We start from the raw sequence: 23,303 nt of genomic DNA on the forward strand, positions 1-23,303 counted from the left end.
CGAACCTCTGGTGTTCCTGTTGTCACGCCAGTGGCACTGCAGGGTAGCTATGTTCGGCACGGATAACCGCTGAAGGCATCTAAGCGGGAAGCCATCCTCAAGATTAGTTCTCCCTGGACTTCGGTCCCTGAAGATCCCTTGTAGACTACGAGGTTGATAGGCCGGATGTGTAAGCGCAGCGATGTGTTCAGCAGACCGGTACTAATAGATCGTGCGGCTTATCTAACTTACTTAATATCCTCTCTCCCCCTATTGAACTATATATTTTCCTGGTGGCCAGGGAGGAGGGGTTATACCCGATCCCATTCCGAACTCGGAAGTCAAGCCCTCCATCGCCGATGATACTGCGGTCTTAGTCGTGGGAAAGTAGGTCGCTGCCAGGATATTCTTCCTGAAAGGCCCGGTCAAAATGACCGGGCCTTTTTGCGTGGAATACACGCTGAACAAATGCAAAACTCCAGCTAGCAAATAACACGGCAAAAAACGGGACTCGGGCGGTTGCGCCAAGGTGTCTAAACTCAATCGCAAATCTGTCATCTCTTAAACCCGGACATCTCCATCGCGGGCAGCTTCTTCCGGCACGTTCCTTCGGAGAGCAATCACACTTGTCGTGAAAGCTACATCAAGTCTTTTGGGCAGACTCAGCCTACTATGCTCGTAGTACCTTCTCTATCTTCTCCAATGCGAGATCCAGCTCCTGTCTGGTGATGACGAGTGGAGGCGAAAAGCGAAGCACACTGTCATGGGTCTCTTTGCAAAGGAGGCCTTCGCTCATGAGCGCTTCACAGTATGGGCGCGCAGAGCCTACTTCCTTCTTCAGTTCAACACCGACAAGCAGGCCCTTGCCGCGAACTTCCTTTACCAGTGGCGTGTTGATTTCGTTAAGTCGTGAAAGGAAATAGTCGCTGAGTTCACGGGATCTTTCGATAAGATTCTCTTCCATAAGGACCTTCAGGGACTCTCGTGCTACGGCGCAGGCTAGCGGGTTTCCGCCGAATGTGCTTCCGTGATCGCCTGGCATGAACACGCCGAGCAGCTCATTGTTGGAGAGTACAGCCGAGATGGGATAGAAGCCACCTGACAGCGCCTTGCCTACCAGGGTCGCGTCAGCTTCGATGCCGTCGTGTTCTTCTGCAAACAGCTTTCCCGTTCTTCCCAGCCCGGTCTGGATTTCGTCCAGGATCATCATAATGCCATGGCGGTCGCAGATCTCCCGGCATTGCGCAAGATAGCCCTCCGGAGGAACTATTACCCCGCCTTCCCCCTGAATGGGTTCCACAAGAAAGCCCACCGTATTCTTTGTAATTGCCGCCTCCAGAGCCTTCGCATCACCGAACGGAACACTGATAAATCCTGAGGTGAAAGGACCGAATCCGTCCCGATACTGCTCCTCGGTGCTGAAACCGATTATGGCGATGGTTCGTCCGTGAAAATTGTTGTCGCATACAATGATCTCCGCACGGTCGCGATCCACCCCCTTGCTCTCATAGCCCCACTTTCTGACGGCCTTGATGGCTGTCTCGACGGCTTCAGTGCCGGAATTCATCGGTAGAACTTTGTGAGAACTGGTAAGAGTGCATATCTCCTCGTAGAACCGTCCGAGCTGGTCGTTTCGAAAGGCGCGGGAGGTGAGGGTAAGCCGCTTGGCCTGTTCAGTCAGGGCTTTCAAAATCCGAGGGTGACAGTGCCCCTGATTAACGGCGGAATAGGCAGCGAGAAAGTCCATGTAGCGGTTGCCGGCCACATCCTCCAACCAGATGCCCGACCCCTTGCTGATGACTACGTCCAGCGGTTTGTAGTTGAAAGCCCCGAGCCGATCTTCAATCTCGATGAATTGACGCGTTTCCATGACATGCCTCCGGAGTTTGCGAAGAACGTATCACCTATCGACCATTCATGGGAAGCATCTACCGGAACGACGTCTGACGGCAGTTACAACACGCAGTTCCACGCTTTTTTCCGGGGAGTGGGTTGATTGTGCGAAGAGATGGAGGTGATCGAATTTCTGTTTATGACCTCCGTTTCCATTAGCAATGGGTAAACGGATCAGCCATATTGCCGGAAGGCGCTGAATCGACGGTGCGCTCACGGTTTATCTGTTTAAGCAGAAATTTAGGTACGGGATTCCACTCATGACCAGAGAATGGAAGGATGGCAGTCGTCACTTCGTAATGAAGACAGGAGGGGAAGGGGCAGGAGCGGGTCATCGTGCATGAAAAAAGGTGCCGATACCATCGACACCCCTTGAACATCACTAGCAGGAAAGGCTAGTCCTTTTTCTTGGCGGAGCCTCTCTTTTTCCAGAGCTGCATTTCCTTCATCTTCTTGCGACGCTCGCGCTGCAGGGACTTGCACACCAGAGGGGCGTTTTTCTTGTAGCCGTACTTTTCGCGGTATTCGGCGGGAGTCAGGCCGTGAGTGGCAAGGTGCTTCTTGGTGAGAATCTTGAAGGATTTACCGCAGACACAGCAGATAACGGATTTTTCACGCAGAGCCTTCTGGGGGTCGCAGGCCGGTGCCTCCTCCTCTTCAGGTGCGCTTCCTTCGGCTATACCTTGAATGCCGTTGGCGATCTTTTGAACCATGGAGGTTATTTCCTCTTCGGTCATGGTGCGCACGCTGGCCTGTGCCTTGACGATTTCAAGTGCTTGCTTGAGGTACTCTTCCATTTGTTCCCCCTGAGTAAAATAGTGTTTTGTGCACAACGAGCTAATTTATTGAAGCCCTAGCAGATGAGATGCATTACGTCCAGACTGTCACTGCAAATATGTGCATGTCGTTTACGAATAATAACATGATCGGATTCTTCCAGTGCATTGCAAACATGGAAAACCGGGGCATAGTTGATTCTTGAGTGCGCATCAAGTAATAAATGCTTTTCAGAAACAATTCGCCGGGAGCAGGAGGAAAATCAATGTCCACGGAAAAGAACAATATCCATCTTTTGAAGGAAAACAAGGAAGCCGAAAAAGATGAAGAGGTTGCAGCAACGGAAGAGATAAAGAGCGAAGAGGCGCAAAGTCCCGCCGCAGGCAGGGAAGCGGCCAATCGCGATATGGGCAAGGTCGCCGTCATCGTCTCGCTTCTGTCCGTTGTGCTTCTGGTCATCTTCTTCTTTGGCCTCAATCAGAACATAGCCGGCCTCAGCGCCGAGGTGAAGAGCCTTGGCGAACTGCGCGGACAGGTGCAGACCCTCGATGAGCGCCTTATCAACCTTGAAGACGTCAATGGCCAAATGACCCGTACCGTCGTCTACGGCCTGACCAACGAGATGGCCATGGAGGCCAAGTACCTCGAAGGTCAGATCAATGACGCGGATCAGCGCGCTCAACTCAAGGAAATTCAGGCCATGCTCGAAAAGTTCAGACAGAGCGTCCTGAGCAAGAAGATTCAGTAAGTATCGCAACGGGGCTCTCCGCTCCGATGCGTGAAGGCGGCGGATCAAGTGTCCCCGCATGAAAAAGGGAGCCTGACGGCTCCCTTTTTTTGTTCTTGGTGTCTCGGCTGTCTAGAGGACCTGACAGCCGTTGTCGGTGATCAGCACCTCATGTTCCCACCGGATGCCGCCCCAGTCGCCCCAGTACAGGCCGGGTTCGACGGTGACGAGCATGCCGGGCTCAAGCGTTCCCTGTGCGATCTTGCTCAGGCGTGGCGGTTCATGGGTTTCCAGTCCCACGCCGTGCCCGAGTCCGTGAGTGAAGTGGTCGGCCACTCCGCGCTGATCAAGGTAATCCCAGGCGGCCTTCCAGCCGTCGTGCAGCGAAAGCCCGGGACGAAGTACGTCTATGGCCGCCTTTTGCGCTCCCTGCACCATCTCCAGCACCTCCCTGAAGCGATCGGAGGGCTTGTCACCCACCCAGAAAGTACGGGTCTGGTCGGAGTTGTAATCATTCAATCTGCATCCGGTGTCTATGAGCACCAGCTCACCGTCGCGCAGCGGTTCGTCCGAGGGCACGCAATGCGGAAGCGCGGCGTTGGGGCCGACACCGACGATGGTGGAGAAGGCCAGCTCCTGCGCCCCGTTTTCACGGAAGAACTTTTCGATGTCCCACGCGATTTCCTTTTCAGTACGGCCAGGGATGAGCCGGTCTTCAATGTAAACGAAAAGGCGGTGGTTCAGATCAATGGAACTGCGCAACCTGCGGATCTCGTCCTCGTCCTTCTTTACGCGCAACTCTTCCACAAGCTCCTTGGCTGCCTGAAGCGTGAGGGTCTCCCTGAGTCCTTCATAGTCGAACAGGCTCATGGCCTGCGGCTCGAAGCAGACAGTGTCATACCCCTTGCCCTTGATGAATTCCGCAATGGTCTGCAGCCTGCGCGCGGAGTAAATGCAGATGGCGTCCTCGTTCCAGAGCCGCTTGGCCGCGTCATGAAAACGCGGGTCAGTGAAAAGAAAGTCAGGCCCGTCAGCGGTTATGAGCAGCCACCCGCTCGACTCGTTGCACTGGGAGTCATGCAGCTCGAAGCCACTCAGGTAATAGCGGTTGGCGGCGTGGGAAACGATGAGCGCCGGGAGTTTGCGGTCCTTGAGCAGTCGCTTGAGCTTGTCACGTCGATTCGCAAAGATGTTCAGGTCCATTTCTACTTCCATGTGTATGTTTTTTCAGGTGTTCCGCTGACCATGAGGTCGGCCCATTCCACGCCCTGCATCACGCTGTGGTCCATGTTGGCCACTTCGTATTGCCAGCCGCCGAAACGGCCGCGCGACTGGATTCCCATGCTCTCCAGCCTCGGCTGGATGTGGGCGAGGGCGCCGTCTCGTCCGAGCGTCGGCACCGGATACCCGTAGTCCACGCTGATCTCCCAGCGCGAAAGTATCTCCGGCACCCGCTCCCGGTCCAGAAGGGCGGAATTGACCAGCCCGTCAACGGTGCGGTCCATGAGTTCCGAGATGTTCTCCGGCTTGTGCTCCGAGTACGATGTCTCGCACATGAACGCGAGCTGCTTGCCGGGCCTGGCCGTATTGTTGGGCGAATAATTGTGAAAGTTCGTCACGCGGTAGAACGGACTGTCGCTGTCCGGAAAATACATCCAGCACCGGCTGTTGCGCTCCGCCTCGCTCGCCACATCAAGCCCGACGCCGCCGACGTACACCCCGTTTCGGGCAAGGTCGCCGGCAGCATTGACCATGGCTGCATCTCGCTGTCTGAGCCATTTCCCCGCCAGAATGTCCAAAGGCGCCGTGTTCAGAAGATGCTCGTACTCCACCTCCAGCCCATCAGCGGTCCGCAGCTTGCGCGCGTTCGCGTCCACGGAAACAACCTCCTGCCCGTAACGCACCTTGTCGCCAAGCCGTTCCGCCATGCGCCGGAATATCTCGCCCGTTCCACCGTGCAACGGGAAGAAAAATGTATTGTTCGGCCCCCACGCCACATCATCCTGCTCAAGAATCACATTCTTCAGCACGCCCTGAAGATCCACCACGCTCACCCGCTCTCCGATCCAGCCGAACTGCATCAGCTCAGGCGGTGTGGCCCAGACCTTGAAATTATACGGCAGCATGAAATATTTGGCGATGCCGTCCCCGAAAATCCGCTCGATCCATTCCCGGAAGTTCCCCGGCGCGTCCTCCGGCCGTTTCCCCGGCAGCAGTCCCCGAACACACTCCCAACGAGCCTCGCGAGGCAGATGTCGAATATTGTTCTGAAACGGATACGGTACCCACGTCCCACAGGAACGAACCCACGACTCGCGCTGATGCTCCAGCCGCTCGTCACCCAGAAGCGACTCCATCAGCCGGTCGAAATACTCATAATGCGAAAATACCACATGACCGCCGATGTCCCAAGTAAACCCGGCATCGTCACGGAAACTGGCCGCAAGACCACCAGCATGATCATGACGCTCCAAAACCAGAACATCACCCTCGCCCAACTCACCCAAACGATGAGCAGCACCAAGTCCCGTAGGGCCGGCACCTATGATGGCATACTTGACCTTCATGCAACCTCCGCATCCGACTTTTGCGCATTGCACGATAAATCGCAAGGCATGGCAAGGATTAAGCACGAAAAGGAGCATAAGTGTGGACAGGGGGCCTCCGGCGGGCGGGGCTCTGCCCCTGCACCCCGGCAAAGGGGCGGGCCCTCTTTGCAATCCCTGAGTTGTCAGCGGGGTTGCAGCTGCCGAGTGTATGCGATCGCACAACCCGCGTCCTAGCTTGCAACCCCGCTGACGGGGATTTGGGTGGCTGGTGGGGGGCGAACTGCTGTATAGGGGGAGTCAAGGGGAGCTTTCTTAATTTAAGGGGTTGCCACTGGAACTCACCATCTTTCCCAATTCCGCCGACCTAACAACCGCCGTCAACTCACACGCCAAGCCGCCTACGAGCCTCAGCTTTCCGACAGCCGCAATGCGGCTTGGCAAGCCAATGGTTTTTGGGAGATTCTTAAGAACCCTTTTGCAAAAGGGTTCTTAAGCCGCCGGAGGCCCTTCGTGCGCGGGTGTTTAAACGATTGCCAAACGTCACGGCATGGGTATAATTGCGGGGTTAACAAAGGAGATGACAATGCTTTTGGAAGGAAAGAAAGCTCTTATTTTTGGTGTGGTGAACGAACGCAGCATTGCTTATGGCATTGCCAAGCAGTTCAAGGAGCAGGGTGCGCGGCTGGCTTTCAGTTACGCGGCTGATCCTATCAAGCGTCGGCTGGAGCCGATTTGCGAGGAGCTCGGCGGCGAGTTCATGTTCAAGTGTGACGTGACTTCCGAGGAGGACCTGGCGGCCGGTGCGGCTTTGGTGGAGGAGAAGTGGGGTGGCGTGGATACGCTGGTCCATTCCATCGCCTATGCCAACCGTGATGATTTGAAGGGGCGCTTCATCGATACGAGTCGTGAGGGATACAAGGTTGCTCTGGACGTTTCTTCGTATTCGTTGGTGGCGTTGTGTCGCGAGTATGAGAAGCTTTTCAGCCCGGGCAGTTCCGTGCTGACCATGAGCTATTATGGTGCGGGCAAGGTGGTTGCCAACTATAACGCCATGGGTGTGGCCAAGGCTGCTCTTGAGGCCTGTGTGCGGTATCTTTCCGTGGACCTGGGCGAGTCGGGCGTTCGCATCAACGCCATCAGCGCCGGACCTGTGAAGACCATGGCCGCTTCTGCCATTTCCGGCTTCAGCACGATTCTGGAGCGTATTGAGGAGAAGGCGCCGCTCAAGCGTAACATTACCATTGATGATGTAGGCAAGAGCGCGTTGTATCTGGCTTCGGACCTCTCTTCCGGGACCACGGGCGAGGTCATTTTCGTGGATTCCGGTTACAACATCATGGGCGTATAGCCCTTTGCTGTACGAGTTTCAGAGCCCTCGGCCTTCGGGTCGGGGGCTTTTTTATTTGGTGTTGTTCTTGACGGCTTCCATGACGATTTTCAGATCGGGCCGCCCGTTGACGTCGTTGACGTGGGTCCAGCGGACGATGCCTTCCTTGTCCACCAGGATGAGCGCTCGTTCGGACATGCCGTCGCTTCGCAGGATGCCGTAGCTGTCCGCGGTGGCGCCGTGGGGCCAGAAGTCGGACAGGACCGGAAAGTCGATGCCATTCATGGCCTGTTCCCATGCCCACTGGCTCGGGGTGTTGTCGGTCGAGATGCCGACGAGCACCGTGTCGTGTTCGGCGAACAGGTCAAGGGCTATGTTGTAGCCCGGCCACTGGTCCGAGCAGACCGGGGTCCATGCCGCGGGTATGAAGGTCAGCAGGACGTTCTTTTTGCCCCGGTAATCGGACAGCCGTACGTCGTCGCCGTCAGTGGAGTGGAGTTTGAAGTCCGGTGCCGGATCGCCCGGGTGGACTTTGATTTCGCTGTCCACGGGCTTGAGCTGCTCCACCGGATACGCTTCCAGCGCCCGGGCCGGCATCGCAATAAGGATCAGCAGGAGTGCAAAAAGAATTTTTCTCATTTAAGTGCCTTCTGCGCCTTGGTGATGACGGTGTCGAAGAATTTGGGTTTATCGAGAATCTCGCCTTCCTGCGTGAAGAGGACCTTGAAGGAGCCATCCTTGTTCTTTTCAAGCAGGATGTAGAAGGGCGTGCCGACGTTGCCGAGGGCCTTGTGGGCCTTATAGTCCGCATCGGGCAGCATGGGCATGCGGACGTTGTATTTTTCGGAGTAGACGTCGGTCTCGTATTGGGAGTTGCCCGCGCCTATGCCGAACATGAGCAGACCGGGCGCCTTTTTCTTGGCGAGGTCGTACAGTTCCTCAACTCGCGGGGCATCACGCTGGCAGATGGGGCAGTACATGCTGAAGACCTCAATGAAGATTGCCTCGGCCGGAATGTCCGAGAGGCGGAAGGACTCGGTTCCTTTTTCAAGGCCGAGTTCCTCGGCTTGCCCGGGGCCTGCGGTCAGGTGCAGGTCGGGCATTTTCTGGGCGGCGTGAGCTGCGACAGAAAGGACGAGCAACATGAGCAGCGCGGACAGAGTGACGCGTGTGATTTTTTCAGTGGCATGTTTCGGCATGTGGGGGCACTCCTTTTCAGTTCATGAAGAAGCCGCCGGGAGAGGACGTCTCTCCCCCGGCGGCTGACTATGGGTGGAGGCGTCCTAACCCCGCATGGAGGCGGCGGGCCTGCGCAGGCGGGCCAGCAGCTGCTTGCGGGTAAGTCCCTTGTTCGTAGCGGGCGATGCGTCGGCCATCAGGTACTCGTAGTACTGGTCGGCCGGATAGGCCGTGAGGTAGATGACGCGCGTATCGTCCGGATCGACCAGTTCCGCTTCGGGGAACTTCTTCTGTACCTCTTCCAGGCGCTCATAGGCAAGGTCCAGAATTTCATCGCGGTCGCCGAAGTTCATGGTGCCGGTGGGGCAGGCCGTGACGCAGGCGGGCCGCAGTCCGATGGCGATGCGGTCGTTGCACATGTCGCACTTGGTGATCTCGCCGGTCTCCTCGCTGGCGCGGGGGATATTGTAGGGACATGCCATGTGGATGTCCTCGAAGATCTCCTGCTTGGTCAGCTCGGTGTAGATCACGGCCCCGGTGTCGGGGTCGGTGTACATGGAGCCTTCCACTTCGGAGTATCCCACGCAGGGCGGGTACACACAGTGGCGGCACTGCTCGGGGAAGAAGTTCCAGCGCAGTTTGCCGTCCACCATTTCCTCGCGGAAGCGGACCAGCCTGATGGTGTCAAAGGACAGGTCCGGCGGATTCTGGTGAGTGCCGAGCTGCTTCGTCTGTTCGGCGGGCAGCTTTTTCCACTGCTTGCAGGCAATCTGGCAACCCCTGCAGGCCGTACACTTGGTCAGGTCGACTAAGAAGCTTTTTCCGTTCATGTCGTCCTCCTTAGGCCTTGCGGACGTTGACCATAAAGGCCTTGGTTTCGGGAATGCCGGTGTTCGGGTCGCCCACCGACGGGGTCAGGATGTTGGCGGAGTCGCCGCCGTCCTTGGGCCATGTCCAGCCGTAGTGCCAGGGCAGCCCCACCTGATGGACGGTGTTGCCGTCGATGGTGAAGGGCTTGAGGCGCGGGGTGACGATTGCGATGGCCCAGATGGAGCCGCGCAGGCTGTCCATGACGACCTTTTCCCCGTTTTCGATTCCCTTGAGCTTGGCGAGCTGCGGACTCATTTCGCAGAAGACCTGCGGTTCGGTCTCGAGCAGCCACGGGACGTTTCTGGTCATGACGCCCGTCTGCCAGTGCTCGGTCACGCGGTACGTGGAGCAGACCAGCGGGTAGCGCGGGTCGCACACGGCCTTTTGCTCCTTGGCGAAGGAGATGGCCGTGGGGTTGTGCAGCTGGCCGGAGAACGGGTGTTCCTTGACCGGGCATTCCAGCGGTTCGTAGTATTCGGGCAGCGGACCGTCGGCGCGGCCGGGGCCGTAGAGCTGGCCGTGACCGTGCTTGCGCATGATGAACGCATGCTTGCTGCCGGGCTTCCAGCCGCCGTCGGGCACGTCGCCGACCCACTTGGCTCCGGTCCACTTGATGACCGGCTTTTCGGTGGCGTAGGGCTTGCCCTGAAGGTCCACGGAGGCGCGGTTGTAGAGGATGCGGCGGTTGACCGGCCAGCACCAGCTCCAGTTCGGGAACAGGCCGATGTTGGCCTGCATGTCGGTCTGGGTGGTGTCGCGGCGGGCGGCCATGTTGCCGTCGTCCGTGTAGGAGTTGCAGTACAGCCAGTTACCGGAGCAGGTGGAGCCGTCGTCCTGCAGATAGGCGAAGCTCGGCACCTGCTGACCCTTGCGGAAGCTCTTGCCCTTCACGGTCACGTCGCGGGTGAAGTGGCCGTTGATGAGCTTGGCGGTCTTGTGCGGGTCGAACACGCCGTCGGTGGCGATGCCGTCCCAGCTCAGCTTGGTGATGGGGTCGGAGTAGACGCCGCCGTCCTTTTCGTACAGGTGCTGCACTTCCTTCATCAGTTCGTACATGATGTCGCCGTCGGGCTTGGTTCCCTTTCTGGGTTCCGGGCCCTTGTAGCGCCACTGCATCCAGCGTCCCGAGTTGGTGACGGAGCCTTCCTTCTCGATGGAGACTGCGCAGGGCAGGAAGAAGACTTCGGTCTTGATGGTCTCGGGATTCATGTCCGGGCCTTCCCAGAACCAACCGGTTTCGTTGGGGAAGATGTTCACGTTGACCAGCCAGTCAAGATTGGCGAGGGCTTCGCGGTTCTTGTTGGCGTTGGCGCCGGAACAGGCGGGGTTCATGCCCCACGCGAACAGGCCCTTGAACTTGCCGGTGGACATCTTGTCGAACAGGGTCAGCCATGCGTATTCGCTGGCGGCGCCCGTATCGAGCTTGGGCAGGTACTCGTAGGCCTTGGCCGGGGTGTCGTCCATCCACATGGACTTGAGCAGGCTGGCCGAGTACTTGGGATAGTTGTTCCACCAGTTGGCGGATTTCGGGTCGTTGGAGACCGGGGTGTACGCCTTGTCGTAGTCCGCCAGCGTGGGCTGGAAGGACTTGGGCGTCTTCAGGTAGCCCGGCAGGATGTGGTAGAGCAGACAGTGGTCGGTGGAACCCTGCACGTTGGATTCGCCGCGCAGTGCGTTCACGCCACCGCCGGCCACGCCGATGTTGCCGAGCAGCAGCTGGACCATGGCCATGGCGCGGATGTTCTGCACGCCGACGGTGTGCTGGGTCCAGCCCATGGCGTACATGATGGTTCCGGCCTTGTCCTTGGCGCCGGTGGCGGCAAACGCCGAGTAGAGCTCTTCGAGTTCGGCCTTGGAGAGACCGGACATGCTGGAGGCGTTCTCGATGTTGTACCGCTCGTAGTGCTTCTTCATGAGCTGGAGTACGCAGCGGGGATGCTTCAGGGTGTGGTCCTGCTTGGGCACGCCGTTGGCGTCCAGCTCAAAGCCCCACTTGGACTTGTCGTAGCTGTTGGTTTCGGGATCGTACCCTGCAAAGATGCCGTCCTCGAAGGAGTAGTCCTCGCCGACGATGAAGCTCGCGTTGGTGTAGTTGGACACGTACTCCTTGAAGTACAGCTCGTTGTCGAGGATGTACTTGATCATGCCGCCGAGCACGGCGATGTCGGAGCCGGAACGGATTCCCGCCCAAAGGTCGGCCTTGGCCGAGGTCCTGGTGAAGCGGGGGTCCACATGGATGAGCTTGGCACCCTTTTTCTGGGCCTTGGTGACCCACTTGAAGGAAATGGGGTGGTTTTCGGCAGCGTTGCTGCCCATGATCAGAATGCAATCACTGTTCTTGATGTCTACCCAGTGATTGGTCATCGCGCCGCGTCCGAACGACTCTGCCAGAGCCGCAACAGTCGCGCTGTGTCAGATACGCGCCTGGTGCTCTATGTACACCAGGCCGAGGCTGCGGAGCATGGTCTGGAAGGCCCAGCACTCCTCGTTGTCGAGCGCCGCGGAGCCGAGGGACGCGATGCCTTCGGTGCGGTTGACGGTTTCGCCCTTGTCGTTTTTGAAGGCGAAGGTCTTGTCGCGGGTGTCCTTGATCCTGTGGGCGATCTTCTCAAGTGCCCACTCCCAGGAGACCTGCTTGAATTCCTTGGAGAAGGGAGCGCGGTACAGCGGCCCTTCGGGACGACGGGGGTTGTCGTTGAGCTGGTAGATGGACGCGCCCTTGGAGCAGAGCGCTCCCTGGTTGACGGGGTGGTCGGGGTCGCCCTCGACGTTGACCGCCTTTTTGGTTTTCAGGGACGTGTTGACGACCAGGCCGCATCCGACGGCACAGTAACAGCAGATGGTGGTGGTTTGCTTGGTCCACTCGGGCTTGAGCATGGTCGCGCGGTCCACCGCGGGAGCGGTGTGGCGGCAGCCCAGGCCTCCGAAGGCGGTCATTGCCGCCGCCGTAGCGGAGAGCTTGAGGAACCTTCTTCGATTGACGTTCATCCTTCCTCCTTGACTTGGTGGTTGTTCACCGGCCCCTGATCTCGCGGCCGAGGACCGTGAGCAGGGCGAAACCGTGCGGTCTGACGACGGGCCGTGAAGCGTCCGGGCGGATCGTCGCGCTCCCTTTCGGGAGTGGAGTGACGCGAACGGTCATGCTCCGGGCCGCCTCGCGGACGCACGCCAGATCGAAGCCGAGCCCCCCGAACGGGGAGGCGGTTTCACGGCGAATGCCACGCTTGCGGTTGGGTCGGTTGTTCATGATGCGTACCTCTACGGTTTTCCTTGATACGCATAATGGAACAGGGGAAGAAGGGAATCAAAGGGAGGCTTCTTGACCACGCTCCTGCACAACGGCGCAGAGGTAACTCGCCAGTGTTTCGAAAAGCGGGCGTCCGCGGTTGTTGAAGCGGAACTCCAGCTCCTTGAGATACAGCGGGAAGCGCTGGCAGGATATCCCCCGGAAGCGGCGCAGCCTCTTGCGCGCGAATTTCCAGAATTCACTGTCGGATTCGTCCAGCATGGGCCGTTTCTTCTGCTTGCGCAGCACGTGATATGGCAGGGTGTCGTTGCCGCAGAAGATGAGTCCGTCGTAGTCCTTGTAGCGGTCGGTGTACACGAGGTTCCCGGAGCGGACCATGCTCAGGTGGAAGTTCATGTGGAAATGGAACACGGTTTCCGCCTGAAAGCCCGGCACCAGATCGATGAAGGCCATGCTGCCGCGCTGGATGATCCCGTAGACCGGGATCGTGTCCATACGCATGTCCTTGGGGCCGCCGGTGAGGCGGTTGCCCTTGAGGTAGCCGTCCAGCCCGGTCTCGGGGCCGAGGAGCTGGTTGGCGTCGATGGCGTGGGCCAAGACGGAGAAACGCAGCGCGGTGAGCGCCTTGTATACGGTATTGTAGCTCAGGCCGAGGGCCTCGGTGATTTCATGTACCGTTGCCTCGCGCTCGAACAGGCGGATCAGGGCCAGCCAGTCCGAGCAGCTCAGGGCGCCGTTGTTGATCCAGCGGCCGCTGAAGTGCTGAAAGGTGTACTTGCAGGCGGCGCAGCGCATGCGCTTCCCCGCCGAAAGAGAGTAGACCTTGCGGTGGCCGCAGCGCGGACAGTAGGGGTCGCCGTCGGGCCAGCAGAAGGACAGCAGATATTCGCGTGCAACCTCCTCGGTGGAGAGCAGCCTGTCCACGCTGGTCAGGGGACGCGCGCCGTGCGCCGACCCCGTGAGCTGCACCGATTCCTTTGCCGCGCTGCTCTGCATCCTAGAATCCCCACGCCGAAAGGGTTGCGCGCTGATACCCGTTTTCGCGGGCCACGAAATCCAGCGTCAGGGAGTCGAGGTCATCGAGCACGGGCAGGGACTTGCGGTCCAGCTCGCGAAAATCGATCGTCTTGGAGTAGTTGCCGCAGGTCTTGCAGACTTCCACGCGGTATCCCGGCTCCTCCTTGGCGGTGAAGAACGAGAGCTTGTCGTGGGCGTCCTCGTCGCACAGCAGGCAGGCTATGCGGCGGACCCGGTATTCGTGCAGACAGTGGGAGCAGGTGGCGAAGCGGAATCCTTCCTTCCCCTTGAGCCGGGAAATCAGGGGCAGGCTGCCGCAGATGGGGCAGGTGCCGTGCATGCGCGCGGAGCTTCTGGTGCCGGTGTTTGCGGACAGCCCTTCGGCCACGGCCCGCAGGCTCGGCTCAAGGGCGGCCTTGACGAGAAACGGCAGGGCCCGGGGGGCGTCGCCGGTGCGTTCGGCCCATTGCATGAAATAGTCTTCGTCATCGCGCTGGAAGGCGCGGAAGGCCTCATCAAGGTCGAGCTCGCCCTGTTCGAGCGCCTGAGCGAGCACCCCGGCGGCTTCGGCCATGGGACTCTCGTCGCGACTCAGGACGGGCAGCAATCTGCTGAAAAGCTCCGCGGCGTTGGCAGCGTCGCAGGGAAACTCCTCGCGCGGCAGCAGCGGCTTGCCCATGACGTTCTGTTCCTCGGTGGGCAGCGTCGCCGGGTCGGGAAGAGCGACGCTGACGCTTTTCGCCGCTTCAGCCTGAAGTTCGGTGACGGCTTCGAGCATGTCCACGAGCACCGCGGGGATGTGGTCGCGATTGCGTATGGTGGCCGCTCTGTCGGCAAAGGAGGCGTCGAACTGCTTCTGTATGTCGCTCATCATTTTTCTCCATGCTCCAGCATTTTTATCATTCGGTAAAACACTAGGGGCGGCAATGGCGCTTGCCAATGACTTTTGTCTTGCTCATGGTCTGACACAAAACATAACGAAAGTCATGTTAGTGCAGTTATTTATCTGTTCCCAAAATTGTATAATATTATGTCCAACAGGGCATAATAAGAGGGGGAACCCCTGCCGTTCCAACGGGTTGGAGGGGCTGGTTCAGCAGGATTCAGGGCTGGGGAGAGCCGTTATAATATCGTTTTTCTTCAGTTCCGTGCCGCCGGGAACGGCGAGGTAGGCGTCGAGCCGGGCGATTTCCGCCAGTGCCGGGACGCCTTCGGGGAGCGGGCGCGCGCAGAGGTGGCTGCCATGCATCTCAAGGGTGCAGGGTGCCAGCCACTCCGATCCCTTGCGGACATGCAGGGGCTGCAACAGTTTGACCTTGCGCTCATCGGGCTTCGGGCGCCCGGAAAGGGCGCGCACCAGCGGAAGCGCAAAGGCGTGCAGCAGGGGGGAGACCGCGTGAGGCGGGCCGGGAAAGCCAAGCAGCAGGCAGTCGGCCCGGGCCGCCGCGAACATGGTCCGGCCGGGCCTCAGGTCGAGCCGGTCAACGACGATCTCGAAGCCCGCCTCTCTGGCGGATTTCCGCGCGAGGTCGCGGTCGCCGCGTCCTGTCCCGCCCATGGTGATTACCAGCTGGGCGTCATGGAATCCGGCGTGCGTCCTGCGCATGTCGCGGGGGGTGTCGCGGACGGTGTCGGCGGTGCGAATCTCGGCCCCGGCGCGTCGCAGCAGCTCCGAGGCGAGGATGAGGTTGTCGGATCGGAAGGCTCCCGCCGTCGGTGTCTGATCCGCGCGCACCAGCTCGTCCCCCAGCGCGTAGATCGCCACGCGAGGTTTCGGGTGCACGCTGACCGTCGGCACGAAGGAGCGCGTCATGACCGCAGCCATGGCCGGGGTCACGGTTTCGCCGCGGAAGGCGACGGGGTGGCCCTGCGGCAGGTCGTGTCCGGCGGGAAAAACATACTGCCCGGCCTCGGTCTCGGCGCAGACGGCGAGCGTGTCTTCGTCCACACGCGCATCCTCGTCCATGAGCACGGCGTCGGCGCCGGAAGGGAGCGGTCCGCCCGTGAGGATGCGCATGGCGTGGCCCTCCTGGAGCACGGCCTCGGGAGCGTCGGGCGCGGAGACGCCGGAGATGCGAAACTCGGCAGGGCATTCCGGGGCGGCCCCGAGAGTCTCCGCCGAGCACAGGGCGTAGCCGTCCCGGGAGGAGCGGGGGGAGTCGGGTACCGGGCGCGCGGCGCGGGTGTCCCCGGCAAGGACGCGGCCCACGGCCCGATGCGGCGGCACAAGCTCCGGCGGCGCGGGGACAGTCCGTCCCAGCAAGGCTTCAAGCGCCTGCGTGCGCGTCGCGTTCTTGAGCATGTTCACTCCCTGATGAGTCGTCCGGTGTCATTGTAGACCCAGAAGGAATCGTCCTTGACGTTGCCGATGAGGGTGATGCCGGTCTTGCGGGCCAGCTCCACGGAAAAGCGGGTGGCCACGGCGGTGGAGACCAGTACGGGCACGCCCATCCGGAGCACCTTGAGCAGGATTTCCGAGGCGACCCGGCCCGTGCTGACGACCATCTTGTCGTCAACGCTTACATCCTTCAGAAAGCATTGCCCGCAGATCATGTCAATGGCGTTGTGCCTGCCGATGTCCTCGCGGAACAGCAGCATTTCCTCCGGCGTGCACAGGGATGAGTTGTGGCAGCCCCGCGTCGCGCCGTACAGCGTGGAGCGGCGGTGCAGCTCGTCCACGAGGCTCAGGATTTGCTGCGGGGTCACCCGCACGTCCCCGCCGATGCGCCGTCTGGAGATGGTGGACACGTTGCGGCCGAAGTTGGTTCCCTTGCCGCAGCCGGAGGTGATGGACCGCTCCACCGTGCGGTTTTTCCACGGGTCGTGGCAGACCTCCACGTGAACCACGATGCGTTCGTCGTCCTCCTCCACTTCCAGCCCCGTGATCTGTTCCGGGCTTTGCAGGAAGGCGTCGGACTTGAGGAAGCCCACTGCGAGCTCCTCGGGATATTTTGCCGTGCACAGCAGGGTCACCGCCTCGCGGCCGTTGATGCGTATGGTCAGGGGAACTTCGCGTATGGAGCGAATGGGCCTGACCCCGAATCCGCCTGCGCTGTATTCCGTGATGTCGTAATGGTAGGAATCGGGCATGTGTCGCGCTCCCGTTGATTTTCTTCGACGCTTTCACGTATACGTGATCAGCACCGTCCCGCAAAAGGGGCGACCTATTCACCGAACTCTTGCACCGGAGGAAAGTCCTGATGAGCACTCCCGTCGTCTGCGTGGTGGGCAAGAAGAAATCCGGCAAGACCACACTGCTGGAAAAGCTGATACCGGCCCTGAAGGCGCGCGGCCTCAGCGTGGGGACCGTCAAGCACGACACCCACGGTTTCGACATCGACCGCGAGGGAAAGGATACGTGGCGTCACCGTGAGGCCGGGGCAGAGACCGTGGTGATCTCGTCGCCCGACCGGCTGGCCGTGATCAAGGAGACGGCGTCGGAGATGTCGCTGGAGCAGTTGTCCGAGAACTTCTTCGCGGACCGGGACATAGTGGTGACCGAAGGATTCTTCAACTCCGACATGCCCAAGATCGAGGTGTTCCGGGCCGAGGCCCATGCCCAGCCCCTTTGCGATCCGGACACGGCATGGAACCGCCGCCTGCTGGCTTTTGTCACCGATACCGAGGTGGACCCCGGCGTGCCGGTGTTCGGCCTCGACGATGCGGAGGCGCTGGCCGCATTCATCGCCGACTGGTTCGGCCTGTGATTCAGAGCGTTTCGGCGGTTGCCCGCCAGCGCCGTAGCTCCTCGGGCGTGTTGACGTTCACGAAGGAGAGCAGGTCGGGGTCGCCGGAGCGCAACAGCTGCACGGGCACTTCGCGCACCCGCACCCGGTCGAAGAAACCTATGATCTTGTATTCCCCGCGTTCGAGCTGCTCGGCCACGGGCCGGACGCAGCGGCGGGAATAGACGGCGCACAAGGGCTCGCGGTAGCCGTCGTCCTTCAGCGGGATGACCACGTCGTCGCGGTCCTCGCCCTGCTCGGCAAGCCCGACCGCCAGCCCCCGTCTCACGAAAGGCGCATCGCAGGCGCAGACAAAGGCGTGCTCGAAGGAGCAGACGCTGAGGCCCGCGTGGATGCCGGTCAGCGAGCTTCGCGCCTCGAAGCGGTCCGGTGCGGTGCGGACCGGGTAGCTCGCGAAGTCCTCCGGGGCGCGGCATGAAATCACGGTTTCGCCGAAGGCCGGGGCCAGCTCGTCCAGGAGTCTTTCGATGATGGGCCTGCCGCCGACTTCCAGAAAGGCTTTTCTCACGCCGCCCATCCGGGACCCGAGCCCGCCCGCGAGTATGACCAGGGACATGTTCTTGGGATTCATGCTCCGGAAAATGACCCGTCCAGACGGGAAAGGCAAGCCCTCGCCCGGGGCGGAAGGTTCTTTTTCGCTTCGGCGCGGTTGCCTTGCCCCGTCGTGCGCCGCATGCTACCAATTATTGGAAATCCGTACTGTTCAACCCGGTAGGCATCCATGTTCCTTCGCTTTCTTGTTTCTCTCTGTCTGGTGGCGGCTCTTGCGGGACCGGCCGTGGCGTCTCCTGCCGCGTCTCTGTGGCAGCAGGGCGAAAAAAAGGCCGGCGACGACACGGTTCAGGTCGCCGAGGACGCCTCGCCCGCGGAGCTCAAGGCAATGCTGGCGAGCATGACCGACGATCAGGTGCGCAAGCTGCTCGTGGCCGAACTGGAGCGTCGCGAGGCAGAGCAGGCAGCCGGCGCCGCCCGTTCGCGCGGCGGCAACAGGATCGCGAGCTTCATCGAGAGCCTGCACCGCGCGGGCGAGTTCGTCCGGAACCGGTTCATCTACCTGTTCGAAGGGGCCGGGACCGCGCCGAGAGCCATGCCCGAGGCGTATCAGAGGGTTTTCGGGCTGGACAGGAGCGTGCCCCCGGAGGCCTCACTCGCCGGGGTCGGGCTCCTGACCGTCATGTATGCATTGGCCGGATGGATGTTGCGACGGCGCACCGGAACCCTGCGCGCCCGGCTGGCCTCGGTGCCGGAGAATCCCACCGCGCTGACCAAGCTGGGCCGGCTGTCCCTCAGAGCTCTGCTCGACGTCATGTGCATCACGCTGCTCTCCGCGACGGTGTTCATACTCTATTTGCTTTTCGTGGGAGAATATTCAGGGGCAAAGCCGGTGGTCGTCACATGGCTGGCCGCCATGATTCTCTGGGGGCTGTCCAATGCCGCGGCGCGCTTCGTTCTCGCCCCGCGCGCTCCGGTGCTGCGGTTTCTGCCCATCCCGGACCATGCGGCGCAGTACATGTACAAATGGGCCGAAAGGTTCGGCCTGCTGGTGGCCGCGAGCCTGCTCGCCTGCGGCCTGCTGCGGCTCGACAGCGACTCCGAGGCGCTGCACCTGCTCACGCTGGCCGGGGTGGGGCTGTTGCTCACGCTGCTCCTCTGCGGGCTGATCATAAGAAACCGCCAGCCCGTGGCCGAGTTCATGCGCAGTCGCGGCAGCGGCGTCCTGCGAGACGTGTTCGCGGGCATCTGGCATCTGGCGGCGGTGAGCTACCTGCTGCTTTTCTGGGTGGTCTGGGTGCTGGGGCTTATCCTTTTCGGCGCCGGGCAGGCGTGGAACGGGCTGGCCGCCATGCTGTGCGTGCCGCTGTACCTGATCCTCAACTGGATGGCCCAGCGGCTGGTGGGCTACGCCACCGACATGGCCGGAGAGCATGACGACCCGGGGCGTATCGCAAGGATCAGGACGGTCCTGTCCGGCGGCTTCCGCATCGGCATAGGGGCCGCGCTGTTCTTCTGGCTGCTCTCGCTTTACGATGTGAACCTTCCTCTGGGCGAGGCCACGGCTCGCGCGCTGCTCAATGTCATGGTCACGCTGGTGCTGGCCTACATCTTCTGGATTTTCGTGAGCGCGGCCATCGAGCGCCGCATCCGTCCCGACGACGAAGAGGAGGAAGAGGCGGAAGGCGAGGGCGGTCACGGAGGCGACCGGCTCTCCACTCTGCTGCACCTGCTCAAGCGGTTCATCTTCGCCGCGCTGGTGGTCGTGGTCGCGCTGATCGTGCTTTCTTCCATCGGCGTGGACATCGGCCCGCTGCTGGCCGGGGCGAGCATCTTCGGCATCGCCATCGGCTTCGGCTCCCAGACGCTGGTCAAGGACATCGTCTCCGGTATCTTCTTCCTGCTGGACGACGCCATCCGCGTGGGCGACTATCTTGAGGTGGGCAACGCCAAGGGCACGGTGGAGCGCATCTCGATCCGCTCCATGCAGCTGCGCCACCACCTCGGCATGGTCTACACCATCCCGTTCGGCAACATCTCGCAGGTCAAGAACATGACCCGCGACTATTCCATAATGAAGCTGGAATACCACGTTCCGTTCGACACGGATATCGGACAGGTCAAGAAGATCGTGAAGAAGATCGACAAGGAGATCCGTGAGATACCCGAGTTCGACAGCGTGCTTCTGAGCAAGATCAAGTCGCAGGGCGTCAAGCGCATCGACGAGGTGGGCATGCTCATGCGCATCAAGTTCACCACCAAGCCCGGCGGTCAGTTCTCGGTGCGAAAGGCCGTGCTGGCCAAGCTGCGCAAGAAGTTCGAGGACGCGGGCCTGCATTTCGCCCACCGCAAGGTCACCGTGCACGTGGCGCAGGACGAGTCTGCGGACGCGGACGCCGCCTCTCGCGCAGGCGCGGCGGCTGCGCAGCAGATCGCCGACGAGGAAAACAACGCCGGGTCCGGCACAAGCGGGGGACGTTGATGGCAAAACCCAGTCTGGAACCTTTCTTCAATCCCGAGACGGTCGCCGTGGTCGGCGCTTCCTCCACGCCCGGCAAGGTCGGCCACACGGTCATGGAAAACATGCTCGCCGCAGGGTTCCGCGGAAAACTGCTTCCCGTCAACCCGAAGGGCGGGGAGATCATGGGCGTCGAGGCCGTCACCGGCGTGGGGCAGCTGCCGCGCGGGGTGGACCTCGCCGTGATCGCCGTGCCGCGCCGCTTCGTGATCGACACGGCCCGCGAGCTGGCGTCGATCGGTTGCCGGTCGGTTATCGTCATCACCGCGGGGTTCAAGGAGGTCGGCCACAAGGGATACGACCTCGAACAGGAGCTGGCGGGCATCTGCAGGGACGCGGATATGGCCCTGCTCGGTCCGAACTGCCTCGGCATGATCAACTCGCCTGCGGGCGTCAACGCGTCCTTTGCCGCGGGCCAGCCGCTGCCGGGGAACATCGCTTTCTTTTCGCAGTCCGGCGCCCTGTGCGTGGCGATCCTCGACTGGGCGCGCGGCGCGGGCATCGGGTTCTCCAAGTTCGTGAGCCTCGGCAACAAGGCGCTCATGGACGAGGCGGACATGCTCGGCTACCTCGACTCGGACCCGGATACCGACGTTATTCTGGGCTATGTGGAGAACGTGGAGAACGGAAAGGAGTTCCTGCTTCAGGCCGAGGCGGTCACGCGCAACAAGCCGGTGATCATGATCAAGTCCGGCTCCACCGCTGCCGGGGCCAAGGCCGCCAGTTCACATACCGGGGCCATCGCCGGGTCGGACAGCGCTTACGGGACCGCCTTCCGCAAGGCCGGGGTCATCCGCGTGCGCGACGTGGAGTCGCTGTTCAATCTCGCGCTCGCCTTTTCCGAACAGCCGCTGCCCAAGGGGCCCAACGTGGGCATCGTGACCAACTCGGGCGGGCCCGGCATCCTCGCGGCGGATGACGCGGTATTGCACGGGCTGTCCGTACCGTCCCTCACGCCGCGCACCGTCATGCGGTTGCAGGAATTTCTGCCGGGATACGCTGCCTTCAACAACCCCGTGGACATCATCGGGGACGCGGACGCCGAGCGCTACGCCGCGACCATGGAGGTGGTCGCCGAGGACCCGACGGTGCACAGCCTGCTGGTGATGCTGACGCCCACCGCCGCAGTGGGCATCGAGGATACCGCAAGAGCCGTGGCCCGGACAGCCGAGCGGTGCGGCAAGCCGGTCTTTGCCAGCTTCATCGGCGGCAGACGCGTCGGAGCCGGGCGAAAGATTCTGCGCGAGGCGGGCATCCCCTGCTACGATTTTCCTGCTGCCGCCGTGGAGAGCATTTACGCCATGCATTCCCACGCCGTGCGTCGTCACAGGCCGCAGCCGGAATATCAGGATGCCCACCGTGACGTCGGCCGTGCGCAGAAAGTGTTGCGCGAGTCAGCGGAGCGCGGCGAGCGCGAGGTGGTGGAGTTCCGAGCGCAGGAGGTGGCCTCGGCATACGGGCTGGACGTTCCGGGAACCCTTCTGGCGCGCTCGTCGGAAGAGGCCGTGCGCGGCGCGGACGCCATCGGCTATCCCGTTGCGCTCAAGATCGCCTCACCGCAGATTTCGCACAAGACCGACGTGGACGGCGTGGCCGTGGGGCTGAAGGATGCCAAGGCCGTGGCCGAGGCGTTTTCCGCCATCACCTCTCGGGCCACGCGCATGCGCCCGGACGCCTACATCGCCGGGTGTCTGGTTCAGGAGATGGCCCCGGCCGGATCGCGCGAGGTCATCGTGGGCTTCAAGCGCGACGATCAGTTCGGGCCGCTGCTCATGTTCGGGCTCGGGGGGGTGTATGTGGAGATCGTCAAGGACGTGGCCCTTCGGCTGGCTCCGCTGTCGAAGCAGGACGCGTTCGAGATCGTGCGGGAGATCCGCTCCTACCTGCTGCTCAAGGGCATCGACGGCGGTCCGTATGCCAATTTCGACCGGCTGGAAGAGGTGATCCTCGCCATGTCGCGCCTTGCCGTGGACCTGCCGGAAGTGCTGGAGGCGGAGTTCAACCCCGTGTTGGTGGGACCCGAGCGGGCCGTGGTGGCGGATGTGCGGATCACCCTCGACCCGAAGGCCGGGAGCGACTAGACCAGCTTGCGGCGAATGAACCGCGCCAGCCCCTCGATGATTTCGCTGCGTGCGCCGGGGTGCCGGTGCAGGCAGACCGTCGAGCTTGGCAGGGCGGGGAAGCCGTCGGATTCTCCGAGCAGTCGCAGGCCGTCGTCCACCGTGCTGCGGCCCACCGGGGCCACGCCGAGCCCCGCCTTCACGGCAGAGAGCACGCCGGTCAGGCTGGGGCTGACAAACGCTATCCGGTAATCGCGGGCAAGGCGCTCGCAACCCTCAATCGCCCAGCGGCGGTAGGTGCAGCCGTCGTGAAACACCGCAAGCGGGAGCGGCTCGCGCTCGTGCGCGTTGCCGGTGCGGCCGGTGACCCACACGATGGGTTCGCGGTGGATGACCTCGGCGGTGTCGTCGTCGAGCGGGTCGGCGGCGTGGCCGAGTATGGCCAGATCCAGTTCCCCCCTCTGAAAGCGAACGCGCAGCGACTGGCTTGTGCCGCAGAAGACCTCCACGCGAACAAGCGGATGCGTCTCGTGGAAGGCCGCCAGCATCTGCGGCAGGAACCACGAGGCATAATCCTCCGGTGCCCCGAGGCGCACCCGGCCTTCCATCTCCGGGGCGGTCAGGGCTGAAAGCGCCTCGTCATGCAGCGAGAGCAGCCTGTGTGCATATCTGAAGAGCGTCTCGCCCTCGAGGGTCAGGGTGACGCCCCGGCCGGCGCGTCGGAACAGCAGAGCCCCCACCTCATCCTCAAGGCGAGCCATCTGCATGCTCACCGCAGCCTGCGTGCGGTGCACTGTTTGAGCGGCGCGGGTGAAGCTGCCGCAGTCCACGGCGGCGACAAATGTCCTGAGCAGGTCGATGGGTAGGCTGGTGGCGTGAGAGGTATCAAGCATGCTTATGCTTCGCATAAAATCAATTCGTT

Annotated in this window: 20 protein-coding genes and 2 rRNA genes (1 of these 22 only partly in view); 7 read left to right on the forward strand and 15 right to left on the reverse strand. The window is 61.5% G+C overall.

Annotated elements, in window-relative coordinates:
• Together BR24_RS02115 and rrf are read left to right on the forward strand one after the other, a co-directional pair.
• A 23S ribosomal RNA gene (locus BR24_RS02115) occupies positions 1 to 226 on the forward strand; it begins 2,713 nt to the left of the window's first position.
• Positions 227 to 268: 42 nt separating this feature from the next.
• Positions 269 to 383 (forward strand): 5S ribosomal RNA (gene rrf, locus BR24_RS02120).
• Between the two features lie 266 nt (positions 384 to 649).
• On the opposite strand, the gene rocD is transcribed toward rrf, so the two are convergent.
• Together rocD and BR24_RS02130 are read right to left on the reverse strand one after the other, a co-directional pair.
• On the reverse strand, positions 650 to 1,849 hold the full coding sequence (gene rocD, locus BR24_RS02125; RefSeq protein ID WP_496539863.1) for an ornithine--oxo-acid transaminase: 1,200 nt from the start codon (positions 1,847 to 1,849) through the stop codon (positions 650 to 652).
• 418 nt (positions 1,850 to 2,267) lie between these two features.
• Complete coding sequence (locus BR24_RS02130) at positions 2,268 to 2,669, reverse strand: Ros/MucR family transcriptional regulator (RefSeq protein ID WP_496539864.1); 402 nt, start codon at positions 2,667 to 2,669, stop codon at positions 2,268 to 2,270.
• A 245-nt stretch (positions 2,670 to 2,914) separates the two neighbouring features.
• Here BR24_RS02130 and BR24_RS02135 point away from each other — a divergent pair, with 245 nt between their 5' ends.
• On the forward strand, positions 2,915 to 3,397 hold the full coding sequence (locus tag BR24_RS02135; RefSeq protein ID WP_496539865.1) for a hypothetical protein: 483 nt from the start codon (positions 2,915 to 2,917) through the stop codon (positions 3,395 to 3,397).
• Between the two features lie 111 nt (positions 3,398 to 3,508).
• Here the strand turns inward: BR24_RS02135 and BR24_RS02140 are convergent, their stop codons facing one another.
• Together BR24_RS02140 and BR24_RS02145 are read right to left on the reverse strand one after the other, a co-directional pair.
• Positions 3,509 to 4,579, reverse strand: coding sequence for a M24 family metallopeptidase (locus tag BR24_RS02140; protein ID WP_496539866.1), 1,071 nt, complete (start codon positions 4,577 to 4,579; stop codon positions 3,509 to 3,511).
• Between the two features lie 2 nt (positions 4,580 to 4,581).
• On the reverse strand, positions 4,582 to 5,943 hold the full coding sequence (locus BR24_RS02145; protein ID WP_496539867.1) for a protoporphyrinogen/coproporphyrinogen oxidase: 1,362 nt from the start codon (positions 5,941 to 5,943) through the stop codon (positions 4,582 to 4,584).
• Between the two features lie 565 nt (positions 5,944 to 6,508).
• Here BR24_RS02145 and BR24_RS02150 point away from each other — a divergent pair.
• Entirely contained in the window at positions 6,509 to 7,273 is a 765-nt protein-coding gene (locus BR24_RS02150; RefSeq protein WP_018126027.1) for an enoyl-ACP reductase FabI, read from the forward strand.
• 51 nt (positions 7,274 to 7,324) lie between these two features.
• On the opposite strand, the gene BR24_RS02155 is transcribed toward BR24_RS02150, so the two are convergent.
• From BR24_RS02155 to fdhD, 9 genes are all read right to left on the reverse strand, one after another.
• Positions 7,325 to 7,891 (reverse strand): peroxiredoxin, encoded by a 567-nt coding sequence (locus tag BR24_RS02155; RefSeq protein WP_496539868.1) that lies wholly within the window; start codon positions 7,889 to 7,891, stop codon positions 7,325 to 7,327.
• On the reverse strand, positions 7,888 to 8,451 hold the full coding sequence (locus tag BR24_RS02160; protein WP_496539869.1) for a peroxiredoxin family protein: 564 nt from the start codon (positions 8,449 to 8,451) through the stop codon (positions 7,888 to 7,890). Before BR24_RS02160 ends, BR24_RS02155 begins: the two co-directional genes overlap by 4 nt.
• A gap of 84 nt (positions 8,452 to 8,535) precedes the next feature.
• On the reverse strand, positions 8,536 to 9,261 hold the full coding sequence (locus tag BR24_RS02165) for a 4Fe-4S dicluster domain-containing protein (protein WP_496539870.1): 726 nt from the start codon (positions 9,259 to 9,261) through the stop codon (positions 8,536 to 8,538).
• Between the two features lie 10 nt (positions 9,262 to 9,271).
• Positions 9,272 to 12,289, reverse strand: a complete 3,018-nt coding sequence (fdnG, locus tag BR24_RS02170) for a formate dehydrogenase-N subunit alpha (RefSeq protein WP_496539871.1) — start codon at positions 12,287 to 12,289, stop codon at positions 9,272 to 9,274.
• Between the two features lie 25 nt (positions 12,290 to 12,314).
• Entirely contained in the window at positions 12,315 to 12,548 is a 234-nt protein-coding gene (locus tag BR24_RS02175) for a hypothetical protein (RefSeq protein WP_496539872.1), read from the reverse strand.
• A 57-nt stretch (positions 12,549 to 12,605) separates the two neighbouring features.
• Positions 12,606 to 13,544 carry a transposase gene (locus BR24_RS02180; RefSeq protein ID WP_496539873.1) on the reverse strand — a complete coding sequence of 313 codons (939 nt, stop codon included), beginning with the start codon at positions 13,542 to 13,544 and terminating at the stop codon, positions 12,606 to 12,608.
• A gap of 1 nt (position 13,545) precedes the next feature.
• The gene (locus tag BR24_RS02185) at positions 13,546 to 14,436 is read right to left on the reverse strand and encodes a formate dehydrogenase accessory protein FdhE (protein ID WP_496539874.1); all 891 of its coding nucleotides are present in this window, start codon (positions 14,434 to 14,436) and stop codon (positions 13,546 to 13,548) included.
• 222 nt (positions 14,437 to 14,658) lie between these two features.
• On the reverse strand, positions 14,659 to 15,867 hold the full coding sequence (locus BR24_RS02190; RefSeq protein ID WP_496539875.1) for a molybdopterin molybdotransferase MoeA: 1,209 nt from the start codon (positions 15,865 to 15,867) through the stop codon (positions 14,659 to 14,661).
• 2 nt (positions 15,868 to 15,869) lie between these two features.
• Positions 15,870 to 16,655, reverse strand: a complete 786-nt coding sequence (gene fdhD, locus BR24_RS02195; RefSeq protein WP_496539876.1) for a formate dehydrogenase accessory sulfurtransferase FdhD — start codon at positions 16,653 to 16,655, stop codon at positions 15,870 to 15,872.
• 110 nt (positions 16,656 to 16,765) lie between these two features.
• On the opposite strand from fdhD, the gene mobB reads away from it, so the two are divergent.
• The gene (mobB, locus tag BR24_RS02200; protein WP_496539877.1) at positions 16,766 to 17,272 is read left to right on the forward strand and encodes a molybdopterin-guanine dinucleotide biosynthesis protein B; all 507 of its coding nucleotides are present in this window, start codon (positions 16,766 to 16,768) and stop codon (positions 17,270 to 17,272) included.
• 1 nt (position 17,273) lies between these two features.
• On the opposite strand, the gene mobA is transcribed toward mobB, so the two are convergent.
• Positions 17,274 to 17,882: a molybdenum cofactor guanylyltransferase gene (mobA, locus tag BR24_RS02205; protein WP_496539878.1), complete on the reverse strand. Its 609-nt coding sequence runs from the start codon at positions 17,880 to 17,882 to the stop codon at positions 17,274 to 17,276.
• A 150-nt stretch (positions 17,883 to 18,032) separates the two neighbouring features.
• Between mobA and BR24_RS02210 the strand changes: the two genes are divergently transcribed.
• Together BR24_RS02210 and BR24_RS02215 are read left to right on the forward strand one after the other, a co-directional pair.
• A complete protein-coding gene (locus tag BR24_RS02210; protein ID WP_496539879.1) occupies positions 18,033 to 20,285 on the forward strand; it encodes a mechanosensitive ion channel family protein in 2,253 nt (750 codons plus the stop codon).
• Entirely contained in the window at positions 20,285 to 22,402 is a 2,118-nt protein-coding gene (locus BR24_RS02215; RefSeq protein WP_496539880.1) for an acetate--CoA ligase family protein, read from the forward strand. Before BR24_RS02210 ends, BR24_RS02215 begins: the two co-directional genes overlap by 1 nt.
• Here the strand turns inward: BR24_RS02215 and BR24_RS02220 are convergent.
• Positions 22,399 to 23,274: a LysR substrate-binding domain-containing protein gene (locus BR24_RS02220; protein ID WP_496539881.1), complete on the reverse strand. Its 876-nt coding sequence runs from the start codon at positions 23,272 to 23,274 to the stop codon at positions 22,399 to 22,401. The genes BR24_RS02215 and BR24_RS02220 overlap by 4 nt on opposite strands.
• Between the last annotated feature and the right edge of the window lie 29 nt (positions 23,275 to 23,303).

It is taken from the genome of Pseudodesulfovibrio halophilus DSM 5663 (genome assembly GCF_059568665.1).